We start from the raw sequence: 12,900 nt of genomic DNA on the forward strand, positions 1-12,900 counted from the left end.
TATGACTGAACAAAATGAACAACAATACATCCTTCATTTAGACGAGGATAAACATGAAATCGCCATGAAGACTAAGGATCTACAAGTTTTTTATGGTGAAAAAGAAGCTATGCACAAAGCATCGCTTCAATTTGAAAGATACAAGATTACTTCTTTGATAGGCGCTTCGGGTTCTGGTAAATCAACTTATTTAAGATCTTTAAATCGGATGAACGATGAAGTACCAAGTGCTAGCGTTAAAGGTCAGATCATGTATCGTGGTTTAGATATCAATAAAGATAATGTTGATATTTATGAGGTTAGAAAACATATTGGAATGGTTTTTCAACGTCCTAATCCATTTTCTAAATCAATTTATGACAACATTACTTTTGCACTAAAGCGTCATGGCTTACATGACAAAGATAAATTAGATGAAATTGTTGAGACAACTTTGAAACAGGCTTCATTGTGGGACCAAGTCAAAGATGATCTCAATAAAAGTGCATTAGCACTCTCTGGGGGTCAACAACAAAGACTTTGTATTGCTAGAGCCATTGCGATGAAACCGGATATTTTATTGATGGATGAACCTGCAAGTGCGCTAGATCCAATATCAACGTCAAATGTTGAAGAAACAATGTTGAGCTTGAAGGATAAATTTACGATCATTATCGTTACGCACAACATGCAACAAGCAGCTAGAATCAGTGATTACACAGCATTTTTCCACATGGGACATGCTGTTGAATTTAATGAAACTAGAAAAATCTTTACTCGTCCGAAAATTAAGACGACTGAAGACTATGTTTCTGGACACTTTGGATAGGAGCACTCATATTGACAGAAAAAATTTTAACATCATCTGACGTACATTTATTTTATGGTAAAAAAGAAGCTTTAAAAGGCATTAATTTAGACTTTAATAAAAATGAAATCACAGCTTTGATAGGACCTTCTGGATGTGGTAAGTCAACTTATCTTAGATGTCTTAACCGTATGAATGACTTGATTCCTGATGTAACAATCACGGGAACTATTAGTTTGAACGGAAAGAATATTTATGCTCCAAATATTGATACAGTTGAACTACGTAAGCAAGTTGGAATGGTTTTTCAACAACCAAATCCGTTTCCATTCTCAATCTATGATAATGTAGTATATGGACTAAGACTTGCGGGCGTAAAAGATAAAGCTGTTTTGGATGAAGCTGTTGAAACTAGTTTGCAAAGTGCCGCTGTTTGGGATGACGTCAAAGATAAATTACATCAAAGTGCTTTGTCATTATCTGGTGGTCAGCAACAGAGAGTATGTATTGCTAGAGTTTTAGCAGTGAAACCTGATATTATCTTATTAGATGAACCAACTTCAGCTTTGGATCCAATATCATCATCCAAAGTTGAAGATACCATGCTTCGTTTACGTGAGGATTACACAATTATTACCGTTACACATAATATGCAACAGGCATCAAGAATATCAGATCAGACCGCTTTCTTCCTAAATGGGGAATTGATTGAGGCGGATAAAACTAGAAATATTTTCTTAAATCCGAAAGAAAAACAGACGGAGGATTATATTTCTGGAAAATTCGGTTAGGAGAAAAGAAAATGCGTACTACTTTTGAAGAACAATTAAATAATCTACATTTACGGTTCTCAGAGATGGGTATGATGGCCAGTGAAGCCATTATGAAATCCGTTAAAGCATATATAGATCATGACAAGGCTTTGGCAAAAGATGTAATTCAACATGACCATGTGATCAACAAACGTGAAATGGATCTGGAAAAAGAATCTTTTGAAATGATTGCTCTGCAACAACCTGTGACATCCGATTTGAGAATGATTGTGACAGTATTAAAGGCAAGTTCTGATTTAGAGCGAATGGGTGACCATGCTGTAAGTATTGCGCAAGAAACGATTCGAGTAAAAGGTGAAACTAGAATTCCAGAAATTGAAAAACTTATTGCCGAAATGGGTAATATGGCAACATCAATCGTTGAAGACTCGCTAGAAGCTTATCTTAAAAGAGACAGTAAGATGGCTGAAGAAGTAGCTCATCGCGATATTGAAATCGACGCTAAGAGTACTATGATCAATGAATTGTGTATCAAGGATATGCAAAAAACGGTTGAGAACGTTTTAAGTGGCTCTTCTTACATGTTAGTGGCTAGTTATTTGGAACGTGTTGGAGACTATGCAACTAATATTTGTGAGTGGGTAGTTTACTTGAACACCGGACATGTGGTAGAACTGAATCGGAAGCACATTGCTGAATAGGCATGTGTTTAATATTTTTGGAACGAGTTGAGGTGATATTTTATGAAAAATAGAATCACGAGATCTAGTACAAATCGGATGCTTGCAGGTGTTTGTGGAGGATTAGGTGAGTACTTTGGAATCGACTCAACTTGGATTCGCCTGCTGTTTATTTTCCTAACACCGTTGACTTATTTTTTGACGATTTTAGTTTATGTAGTTTGCGTTTTTTCATTTCCAGAGACACGCAATATTCAAGAAACTGATTTTAGAAGGAAATATCGTCGACCTAAGGCATCCAAAAAATATTATTGATTTAAATATTAATTAAATGAGGGTATGCAATGAAGTTATTAATCAGACTGGTAATTCAAACGTTGTTGTTTTTAGCAATTGCGCGTGTCTTGCCAGGGATGTTTCAAATCGATAGTTTAGGTACGGCTATTTTAGCAAGTTTGGTTTTGGTAATTTTGAATGGAACTATCAAACCACTGTTGCACATCATTTCATTGCCGATTACTTTTATCACTTTCGGATTGTTTTCTTTTGTGATTAACGCTATTACTTTGGAACTGACTTCTGTTTTAGTAGGATCAGCAAGTTTTCATTTTAATGGTTTTGGTTCGGCATTAGTCGTGGCAGTTATTTTAGCAATTTGTTATTCTATTATTAACAATTACACGAAAGATAATTTTCAAAGACGCGTTTAGAACGCGTTTTTTTTGTATCATTTAATGATAAACTTAAGGTAAAACATGAATTAGTGAGGCTGGGTTATGACAAATTTTGTTACTGTATCACAATTGGTAAAAGATAATGAATTAAAAGTTTATAGTGGCGAAGAGCTTCTTGAGGGTAAAAAAGTTATTACTAGTGATATCTCTCGTCCAGGAATTGAATTAACTGGTTACTTTGACTATTACCCTAGTGAAAGAATTCAATTATTTGGACAAACTGAATCGGCTTATTCGCGTTCAATGACAAGCAACAACCGGTATAAGGTCATGTTGGAGTTGTGTCGTGAAGATACGCCGGCATTGCTTATTTCTAGAAATATCCAACCTAGTAAAGAAATTTTGCAAGCGGCTAAGGAACACAACGTGCCAGTAATTGGTTCGACTTTACCTACAACTAGACTTTCTAGTATGATTACTGAGTACCTCGATGAAAAATTAGCACCTAGAGAATCAATCCATGGGGTTTTAGTTGATGTTTATGGTATTGGAATCCTTTTGACAGGACATTCTGGAATTGGTAAGAGTGAAACTGCTTTGGAACTAGTTAAAAGGGGACATCGTTTGATTGCTGATGATCGTGTCGATGTTTATCAACGTGATGAGAAGACGATTGTTGGTGAAGCGCCTAAGATCTTGAACCACTTGCTAGAAATTCGTGGTATCGGAATTATCGATGTGATGAATCTCTTTGGTGCTGGTGCCGTTCGTTCCAAGAGTGAAATTCAATTGATCATCAATTTGGAAAATTGGTCAGCAGATAAGAATTATGATCGAATCGGAACTTTGGAAGACAAGCGGACTTTCTTCGATGTTGATGTTCCACAAATTACCGTTCCCGTTAAAGTCGGTCGTAATATTTCTATTATCATCGAAGTTGCAGCAATGAACTATCGTGCTAAGAAGATGGGCTACGATGCTACTAAGAAATTCGAGGATAATTTGGGCTTATTGATTAAAGAAAATGAAGCCAAAACAAAAAATGATGGAGAAGGTAAGTAATGAGTTTTAACCTATTAGCATTAAATCCGATTGCGTTTAATCTGGGGGGATTACAAGTACATTGGTATGGCATCATCATTGCTTTGGGCGCCTTGGTTGGTGTTATTATGGCAATGCGTGAGGCTAAAAGACGTCATCTAGACCCAGATAATATTTTGGATTTAGTCTTGTATGGGGTACCGATTGCCTTAGTTGGTGCTCGATTGTATTATGTGATTTTTGAATTACCATTTTATTTAGCTAATCCAAGTGAGATCATTAAAATTTGGCACGGTGGAATTGCTATTTACGGTGGCTTAATCGCGGCCTTTATTGTGCTGTTAGTTTTGTGTAAAAAGAGAAGTATTTCTCCTTGGTTGATGCTAGATATTGCTGCACCATCGGTTTTACTTGGTCAAATCGTTGGTCGCTGGGGTAACTTTATGAATCAAGAAGCCTTTGGTGCCAAAACTAGTTTAGACTTTTTACAATCGTTGCATCTGCCACATTTCATCATTGAACAGATGTATATCAATGGGGCTTATCGCCAACCAACGTTTTTGTATGAATCGGTTGGAAACTTGATTGGTTTAATTTTGATTTTAGTTTTAAGAAATAGAAAACATCTTTTTAAACGTGGAGAAGTTTTTTTAGCTTATTTGATTTGGTATCCAGCGGTTCGATTTTTTGTCGAGGGGATGCGAACGGATAGTTTGTATATCTTACCTGGAGTTAGAGTTTCACAAGTCCTATCATTAGTTTTATTCGTTGTTGCAATCGGTTTGTTTATTTATCGACGCAAACGACAAAAACAGCCTTGGTACAATGAATTGTGAGCAACTTAATTGCCAAGTTGAAAAATAATGGTAATATTTGTTGAGTAATAGGAGGTAATTCGACGATGAAAACATATGATGTAGTAGTTATTGGTGCGGGACCTGGTGGTTTAACAGCTGCTCTATACGCTTCACGTGCTAATTTGTCAGTAATGATTCTTGATCGTGGTATTTATGGTGGCCAAATGAACAACACCGCCGCAATCGAAAATTATCCTGGCTTTGATTCAATTTTAGGACCAGACTTGAGTGAAAAGATGTATCAATCATCAACTCAATTTGGAGCTGACTTTGGTTATGGCGCTGTTGAATCAGTTGAAGGCAAAGGAAATGTCAAAATTATCCATACAGATGATGGTGATTATGAAACAAAGGCTTTGATTATTGCCACTGGTTCACAATACAAGAAGATTGGCGTACCTGGTGAGGAAGAATTATCAGGCCGTGGAGTATCTTACTGTGCTGTCTGTGATGGTGCATTCTTCAAAGGTCAAGACGTTGCTGTTATCGGTGGTGGCGATTCTGCCGTTGAAGAGGGTATTTATTTAACACAATTAGCTAAGTCCGTAACAATTATTCACCGTCGTGATCAATTACGTGCCCAAAAGATTTTGCAAGATCGTGCATTTAAGAATGACAAGATCAAATTCGTTTGGAATGCTGACGTCAAAGAAATCACAAGTGAAGACGATAAGGTTTCTGGTGTACGTTACATTGACAAGAAGACTGGTGAAGAACACGTTGTACCAGCTAAGGGTGCCTTTATCTATGTTGGTATCAAACCAATGACTGAACCATTCAAGGGCTTGGGTGTGCTTGATAAAGATGGTTGGATCGATACTAATGAACATATGGAGACAAAGGTTCCTGGAATCTTTGCTGTTGGTGACGTTAGAAAGAAAGACTTGCGTCAAGTTGCTATTGCTGTTGGTGAAGGTGGAATTGCTGGACAACAAGCTTACAACTATATTCAAGAGCTTTCTGATAGTGAAGTTTCAGCTAAGTAATCATTTTATAAAAATTAATTAATTGAGGGTTATGCAAAGGAGAATTTATCTCTTTTACATAACCTTTTTTTAGTATTTGAGATTATAGTAATTATTTAATAATTGAAAAATAATTTTTTTAAAAGTGGTTCCGTTTTGTACATGTTTAAACATATAGTATAATATGTATAAAAAGATAGGAAGTGATTCTTATGCGTGAAGTAGTAAATAATAATATGGATCGTTTGATGAACGAATCCGGCTTTAATATTGCAAAAAATTTAAAGATCCTCAGAAGAGAAAAAAACGTTACTCAAAAAGAAGTCGCTCAACATTTAAATATTGATGTTACAACGTTATCTCACTATGAAACTGGTATTAGAATGCCAGATATCGATACTTTGATTGCTTTAGCTAGATACTATAATACGGATATCAACAGAATCATCAGTAGTGAAGCCTACTAATTTGTAAATTTGAAGCACAATTTTAAGTCTCTTTTAAATTTTTATTGTTAAAGTTGTGTAAATCAAATTTTAATAGTACTTTAGGATTGCTATAATGACTATAGGTACTTACAAATTAGGAGGACGAAGTTAATGTCTTGGCAAGATAATATGCAACAATGGCTCGACTACAAAGATTTAGATCCAGATATGAAACAACAGCTCAATGAGATGAAAAATGACTCAGAAGTAGCTGAAGAGGCTTTCTATGAACCTATGGAATTCGGTACGGCCGGTATGCGTGGTTTGATTGGACCTGGTATTAACCGCATGAATATTTATACAGTTCGTCAAGCTACTGAAGGACTAGCATCATTTATGGACACTTTGGACGAAGAAGTGAAGGCTCAAGGTGTAGCAATTAGTTACGATTCACGTTACTATTCACAAGATTTTGCTTACGAATCAGCTAAAGTTTTGGGTGTTCACGGAATTCACAGTTACGTCTTTGATAGTTTGAGACCAACCCCAGAATTATCTTTTGCTGTAAGAAGCTTGCACACTTATGCAGGAATCATGATTACAGCAAGCCACAATCCTAAGCAATACAACGGTTTCAAAATTTACGGTCCAGATGGGGGACAAATGCCTCCAGCTGAGTCTGACAATATTACTAGTTTTGCTCGTAAAGCTAGCAATCTCTTTAGCATCAAAGTTATGTCAGTACCACAATTGCGTGCTGACAAGTTGTTGACTTTGATTGGTGAAGATGTCGACTTGAATTATATGAAAAATCTCGAAACAGTTATCGTAAATCCTAAATTGATTGAAGATATTGGTGACAAGATGAAATTTGTTTATTCACCACTTCATGGAACAGGTAAGATGATTGCTCCAAGAATCTTCCAAAAATTAGGTTTCAAGAATTTCAATATGGTAACTGAACAGGCCATCCTTGATCCAGAGTTTGCGACGACACCTTTCCCTAATCCGGAATTTGCGCAAACTTTTGATTTGGCTATCGAACGAGGTAAAAAGATCGGTGCTAATATTTTGATTGCCACTGATCCTGATGCCGACCGTTTAGGAGCCGCAGTAAGACAACCGGATGGTTCTTATAAATTAATGACTGGTAATCAAATCGCCTCAGTTCTTTTGAACTATCTTTTGATGGCTAAAAAAGACTTGAATGATTTACCAGCTAACGGAGCAGTTGTGAAGTCAATTGTATCTTCAGAATTGGCTACAGCAATTGCTAATAAATATGATATTAAGATGTTCGACGTTTTGACAGGTTTTAAATACATTGCTGAAACAATTGAACAATTTGAAAATACAAACAGCCATGAGTTCCTCTTTGGCTTTGAAGAAAGCTACGGTTATCTAGTAAAACCTTTCGTTCGTGATAAAGATGCTATGCAATCAACTCTTTTGTTGGCTGAAGCAGCTGCTTATTATGAGTCAAAAGGCAAGACAATCTATGATGCTCTAGAAGACCTTTACAAAGAATTTGGTTATTATCTTGAAAAGACAATTTCTAAGACTTTTGAAGGTATTTCTGGAAAGGATAAGATGGCTCAAATCATGAAGACACTTCGTGAGGAAGGTATCGAGTCAATCAATGGCGTTAAAGTAGTTGAATCAATCGATTACTTAAACGACACTGACATTACAGCTAACGGTACTAAAGAAACTGGTCTACCAAAGGCCAACGTTTTGAAGTATGTTCTAGCTGACGATACTTGGGTTGCTGCTAGACCATCAGGAACTGAACCTAAAATGAAGTTCTACATTGGTGTAAAGAGTGACACTGAAGATGGTGCTGCTAAGAAACTAGCTGAATTTGCTAAAGAAATTGAAGGCTGGGAATAAATAAATTAGACCTTGTTAGGGAAATGTAATCCTAATGAGGTCTTTTTTTCGTTTTATCCACGTTACAGTCGTTTGTCAATTGCGATATAATACTTTAATGTACTTTGTGAAAAGGGGAAATCAAATTGTCTACAAATCAACATTTAGTAATTATTTCGTTAGATTCATTGGGTTTTAACGATATTAATGAACATCAATCAGAACTTCCAACATTAAATAAATTAGTTAATGGAGGAACTTGGGTCAAAGAAGTTAGTGGGATTTATCCAACTTTGACTTATCCTTCACATACGACCATCATTACTGGTCAATATCCGAATGTTCATGGAATTGTTAATAATACCAAGATTCAAACGACACGTCGTTCCCCAGATTGGTATTGGTATCAAAAAGATGTTCAAGTACCAACACTTTATGATTTAGCTCACAAAAATAAAATGAAAACGGCAGCTTTTTTGTGGCCGGTAACTGCTGGTAGTAAAATCACTTACAACTTAGCAGAAATTTTTCCTAATCGGATTTGGACTAATCAAGTTTTGGTATCTTTGAGAGCTAGTTCACCATTATTTATTTTGGAAATGGATAAAAAGTACGGTAAATTACGGAATGGCATTAAACAACCACAACTGGATGAATTTATTACAGCTTGTGCAGTCGATACGATCAAGAATAAGAAACCTAATTTAACTTTATTGCATCTCGTAGACATGGACAGTATGCGTCATCGCTATGGCGTTCGTTCTGATGAAGCATGGAAGCTTTACATCGACTAGATAATCACGTTAAACAAGTTGTTGATGCCACTGAAGCAGCAGGGACTTTTGAGGATACTAATTTTGTGATCTTGGGCGACCATTATCAAATAAATGTTGATAAGATGATTCATTTGAATACCTTATTTGCTAAACGTGGCTGGTTATCAGGAAATCCTGATCAAACGATTAAAAAAGATTGGTCTGTTTTGGCAAAGACTTGTGATGGTTCAACCTATATTTATACAAGAAACTTCAGTCAAATCAAACGTTTACGTGAAGTGATCTCTGGAGTAGAAGGTATTGAGAGGATTTATTCTAGTGAAGAAGCCATTGCTCGAGGAGCTGACCCTAAGTGTACTTTGATGGTTGAAGCCAAAGCTGGTTATTATTTTACTGACGAAAGTAGCCGTTCTAATGTTGTGGAAAAAGTCAGACCGGAAATGATGGGACACCCTGACCGTTATCGAGGGGTTCACGGTTATGATCCATTAAAACCTGGTTATAAAACGACAATTATTTTTAATGGACCAATGATCAAAGAAAATCAAACGATTGATGGGGCCAAATTAGTCGATGAAGCACCTACTTTTGCTAAATTATTGGGATTGAAATTCCCTGAACCATTGGCTGGAAGTGCTATCGAGGGGATTTTTAAAGATTAGAATTGAGGGAATTTATGAGATTCAATAAAAAACAGTGGAGCTGGATTTTTTATGATTGGGCTAATTCCGGCTATGGAATTATTGTTACTACAGCAGTTTTGCCGGTTTATTTTAAATCAGTAGCTCAAAATTCAGGGGTATCACAAGCTAATGCGACAGCTTTTTGGGGTTATGCCAATAGTTTTGGGACTTTGATAGTTTCCATTTTGGCACCAGTTTTAGGAGCTTTGGCCGATTATCCACATCACAAAAAGAAATTATTGACTAGCTTTTCATTTTTAGGAATTTTAATGACATTTGGATTAGCATTACTACCACCTAATCAATGGCAAATATTATTGGCTGTGTATATCCTGTCGATAATTGGTTATTCGGCGGGAAACTTATTCTACGATAGTTTTTTGACCGATGTGGCTGATAACTCACGAATGGATTCATTATCGTCAAATGGGTACGCTTATGGATATTTGGGTGGAGTTTTGGCATTTCTATTATTTCTCGTACTGCAATTGACAAGTGGTTTTGGGATGTTGTCTAGTTACGGTGTTGCTCGCTGGAGTTTCTTCTTAGCAGCAGTTTGGTGGTTGATATTTTTCATTCCATTATTGAAAAACGTTCAACAAGTTTACTCATTACCAGAAAATCCTCATCCAATTACTTCGAGTTTTAAGCGTGTCTGGGAAACCATTACTCATTTGCGTAAATATAAAGCTGCTGCCTGGTTCTTAGTAGCGTACTTCTTCTATATTGATGGAGTTGATACGATTTTTACGATGGCAACCTCAATCGGAATGGATATGGGTATTACGACGACGACTTTGATGTTAGTTTTGTTAGTTGTTCAATTAGTCGCTTTTCCATTCTCCATTTTGTATGGTTGGATAGCCAATCATTTTTCTGCTCGAAAAGGAATTTTATTAGCAATTATTTTGTATTTTGGAATTTGTTTATATGCTTTGAAGTTAGAAACAGCAAAGGATTTCTGGATTTTAGCTGTTCTAGTAGGAACTAGTCAAGGTGGTATCCAGGCTTTGAGTAGATCTTATTTTGGTAAATTGATTCCGAAGGATTCTGGTAGTGAATTCTTTGGCTTCTATAACATTTTAGGTAAATTTTCAGCTGTTCTAGGACCAGTTTTAGTTGGTATTGTGACGCAATTTACTGGCAAATCAACGATTGGAGCCGCTTCATTGAGTGCCTTGTTCCTAGTTGGTTTGGTGATTTTTTTGATGTTGCCACGATTAACAAAGGAATAGGTAAATCTATGGCGAAAATATGTTCGCTATGGTACTATAGAGCCAGCGAAATATGCCTGACATTAATTACATCTAATTCATGTGCGAGTTAGATGTATTTTTTAGCTTAAAGGGGGACTGACGGCGTGATAGATAGAGTTACTGATAATAAATTTGATTTGGTTTCTAAATACTCTCCAGCCGGAGATCAAGGCCAAGCAATTGATACTATCACTAAAGATTTTAAAAAAGGTGATAAGGAAGTAATTTTGGAAGGTGCCACTGGTACTGGTAAGACTTTCACGATGGCTAATGTTATTAAAAATCTTAATAAACCAACATTAATTATTTCTCACAATAAGACTTTAGCAGGTCAGCTTTATGGTGAAATGAAAGAGTTTTTCCCAAATAATGCGGTAGAATATTTTGTCAGTTATTATGATTATTACCAACCTGAGGCTTATGTACCATCTAGTGATACATACATTGAAAAGGATTCTAGTATCAACGATGAAATTGATAAATTGCGTCACTCGGCAACTAGTTCATTACTAGAACGCAATGATGTAATTGTGGTCGCTTCAGTATCTTGTATTTTTGGATTAGGTGATCCACGAGAATACGCTGACAGCATTATTTCTTTACGTGTTGGTCAAGAAATTGCTCGTGATGAGTTATTAGAAGAACTAGTCGAAAATCAATTTGAAAGAAATGACATTGACTTCCAACGTGGTAGATTTCGAGTACGTGGAGATGTTGTGGATATCTTCCCAGCTTCACGTGATGATAATGCTATTCGTGTGGAGTTTTTTGGCGATGAAATTGACCGAATCATTGAAATGGATGCTTTGACTGGTGAAGTTAAAGGTCAGATGGATCATATCGGGATTTTTCCAGCTACTCACTTTATGATCAGTGATTCTAAGATGGAAGAAGCTCTCAAAAGAATCAAAGATGAAATGGATCAACAAGTAGCTAAATTTACTAAAGAAGGTAAATTACTTGAAGCCCAACGTATTAAGCAAAGAACTGAATATGACATCGAAATGATGCGCGAAATGGGGTATACTTCCGGAATTGAGAATTATTCTCGTCATATGGAAGGTCGTGCTGAAGGGGAACCTCCATTTACATTGCTAGATTTCTTCCCCAAAGATTTTAATATTATGATTGATGAATCTCACGTTACCATGCCCCAGATTCGTGGAATGTACAATGGGGACCGTGCAAGAAAGCAACAATTAGTCGATTATGGTTTCCGTTTACCTAGTGCTTTGGATAACCGTCCACTTAAACTAGAAGAGTTTGAAAAACACGTTAACCGGATCCTTTATGTTTCAGCTACACCTGGTCCTTATGAATTAGAAAGAACTGATCATAAAGCTGAGCAGATCATTCGTCCAACTGGGTTGCTTGATCCTAAAATTGAAGTTCGTCCTATCATGGGACAAATTGACGACTTGGTAGCGGAAATAAATGACCGTGTAGCTAAACATGAGAGAGTCTTTGTCACTACTTTGACGAAAAAAATGGCCGAAGATTTGACTGATTATTTCAAGGACTTAGGTATCAAAGTCAGATATTTGCATAGTGATGTTAAGACTTTGGAAAGATCAAAGATCATTCGTGATTTGCGTTTAGGTAAGTTTGATGTCTTGATTGGTATCAATTTATTGCGTGAAGGTATCGATGTTCCTGAAGTTTCTCTGATTGCTATTCTTGATGCTGACAAGGAAGGTTTCTTGAGAGCTGAGCGTTCACTAGTTCAAATCATTGGACGTGCTTCCAGAAATGAACATGGTAAAGTTATTATGTATGCTGATTCTATTACAGATTCCATGCGTGGAGCAATTGATGCCACAGCTCGTCGTCGTAGATTACAGAAGAAATTTAATGAAGAGCATGGTATTACTCCAAAAACAATTGTTAAGCCAATCAGGGATGCTATTTCGATGTTCCAGAAGGTTGATAATACTTCATCAGAGACAGAAAAGATCGACGATGATATCGACTTTAAGGATATGAGTAAGAAGGATCAAAAAGAACTTCTTGCCAATCTAAAAGAACAAATGGAATCAGCTGCCAAGAAGCTCGACTTTGAAGCCGCAGCTAATTTACGTGACACGATTTTAGAGTTAAAGGCGGAAATGTAA

The 12,900-nt window shown here is 36.4% G+C and carries 12 protein-coding genes and 1 pseudogene; all 13 read left to right on the plus strand.

The window, feature by feature from the left end:
• The first annotated feature begins 1 nt into the window (after nt 1).
• The 13 genes and pseudogenes from pstB (FC88_RS06625) (at nt 2) to uvrB (ending at nt 12,900) form a co-directional block, all read left to right on the plus strand.
• Entirely contained in the window at nt 2-808 is an 807-nt protein-coding gene (pstB, locus tag FC88_RS06625; RefSeq protein ID WP_057814014.1) for a phosphate ABC transporter ATP-binding protein PstB, read from the plus strand.
• Nucleotides 809-819: 11 nt separating this feature from the next.
• A complete protein-coding gene (gene pstB, locus FC88_RS06630; RefSeq protein ID WP_010020535.1) occupies nt 820-1,578 on the plus strand; it encodes a phosphate ABC transporter ATP-binding protein PstB in 759 nt (252 codons plus the stop codon).
• An 11-nt stretch (nt 1,579-1,589) separates the two neighbouring features.
• Nucleotides 1,590-2,261, plus strand: coding sequence for a phosphate signaling complex protein PhoU (gene phoU, locus FC88_RS06635; protein WP_057814016.1), 672 nt, complete (start codon nt 1,590-1,592; stop codon nt 2,259-2,261).
• A 42-nt stretch (nt 2,262-2,303) separates the two neighbouring features.
• Nucleotides 2,304-2,555: a PspC domain-containing protein gene (locus FC88_RS06640; protein ID WP_057814017.1), complete on the plus strand. Its 252-nt coding sequence runs from the start codon at nt 2,304-2,306 to the stop codon at nt 2,553-2,555.
• A gap of 29 nt (nt 2,556-2,584) precedes the next feature.
• Nucleotides 2,585-2,950 carry a phage holin family protein gene (locus tag FC88_RS06645; protein WP_057814026.1) on the plus strand — a complete coding sequence of 122 codons (366 nt, stop codon included), beginning with the start codon at nt 2,585-2,587 and terminating at the stop codon, nt 2,948-2,950.
• Nucleotides 2,951-3,016: 66 nt separating this feature from the next.
• Complete coding sequence (gene hprK / locus FC88_RS06650) at nt 3,017-3,976, plus strand: HPr(Ser) kinase/phosphatase (RefSeq protein ID WP_057814028.1); 960 nt, start codon at nt 3,017-3,019, stop codon at nt 3,974-3,976.
• Nucleotides 3,976-4,791, plus strand: coding sequence for a prolipoprotein diacylglyceryl transferase (gene lgt, locus FC88_RS06655; protein WP_057814030.1), 816 nt, complete (start codon nt 3,976-3,978; stop codon nt 4,789-4,791). Before hprK ends, lgt begins: the two co-directional genes overlap by 1 nt.
• A 65-nt stretch (nt 4,792-4,856) precedes the next feature.
• Nucleotides 4,857-5,798 (plus strand): thioredoxin-disulfide reductase, encoded by a 942-nt coding sequence (trxB, locus tag FC88_RS06660; protein WP_057814032.1) that lies wholly within the window; start codon nt 4,857-4,859, stop codon nt 5,796-5,798.
• A gap of 191 nt (nt 5,799-5,989) precedes the next feature.
• On the plus strand, nt 5,990-6,244 hold the full coding sequence (locus tag FC88_RS06665) for a helix-turn-helix domain-containing protein (protein ID WP_057814034.1): 255 nt from the start codon (nt 5,990-5,992) through the stop codon (nt 6,242-6,244).
• A 132-nt stretch (nt 6,245-6,376) separates the two neighbouring features.
• Nucleotides 6,377-8,095, plus strand: a complete 1,719-nt coding sequence (locus FC88_RS06670) for a phospho-sugar mutase (RefSeq protein ID WP_057814036.1) — start codon at nt 6,377-6,379, stop codon at nt 8,093-8,095.
• A gap of 125 nt (nt 8,096-8,220) precedes the next feature.
• Nucleotides 8,221-9,512, plus strand: a pseudogene (locus tag FC88_RS06675) (alkaline phosphatase family protein).
• Nucleotides 9,513-9,526: 14 nt separating this feature from the next.
• Nucleotides 9,527-10,768 carry an MFS transporter gene (locus tag FC88_RS06680; protein ID WP_057814039.1) on the plus strand — a complete coding sequence of 414 codons (1,242 nt, stop codon included), beginning with the start codon at nt 9,527-9,529 and terminating at the stop codon, nt 10,766-10,768.
• Nucleotides 10,769-10,893: 125 nt separating this feature from the next.
• Nucleotides 10,894-12,900, plus strand: coding sequence for an excinuclease ABC subunit UvrB (gene uvrB, locus FC88_RS06685; RefSeq protein ID WP_057814041.1), 2,007 nt, complete (start codon nt 10,894-10,896; stop codon nt 12,898-12,900).

This window comes from Companilactobacillus futsaii JCM 17355, from assembly GCF_001435505.1.
GTDB lineage: Bacteria > Bacillota > Bacilli > Lactobacillales > Lactobacillaceae > Companilactobacillus > Companilactobacillus futsaii.

Coding starts and splice junctions, on each gene's coding strand:
- pstB (WP_057814014.1), top strand. CDS start 2: ATGACTGAACAAAATGAACAACAATACATCCTTCATTTAGACGAGGAT.
- phoU (WP_057814016.1), top strand. CDS start 1,590: ATGCGTACTACTTTTGAAGAACAATTAAATAATCTACATTTACGGTTC.
- FC88_RS06640 (WP_057814017.1), top strand. CDS start 2,304: ATGAAAAATAGAATCACGAGATCTAGTACAAATCGGATGCTTGCAGGT.
- FC88_RS06645 (WP_057814026.1), top strand. CDS start 2,585: ATGAAGTTATTAATCAGACTGGTAATTCAAACGTTGTTGTTTTTAGCA.
- hprK (WP_057814028.1), top strand. CDS start 3,017: ATGACAAATTTTGTTACTGTATCACAATTGGTAAAAGATAATGAATTA.
- lgt (WP_057814030.1), top strand. CDS start 3,976: ATGAGTTTTAACCTATTAGCATTAAATCCGATTGCGTTTAATCTGGGG.
- trxB (WP_057814032.1), top strand. CDS start 4,857: ATGAAAACATATGATGTAGTAGTTATTGGTGCGGGACCTGGTGGTTTA.
- FC88_RS06665 (WP_057814034.1), top strand. CDS start 5,990: ATGCGTGAAGTAGTAAATAATAATATGGATCGTTTGATGAACGAATCC.
- FC88_RS06670 (WP_057814036.1), top strand. CDS start 6,377: ATGTCTTGGCAAGATAATATGCAACAATGGCTCGACTACAAAGATTTA.
- FC88_RS06680 (WP_057814039.1), top strand. CDS start 9,527: ATGAGATTCAATAAAAAACAGTGGAGCTGGATTTTTTATGATTGGGCT.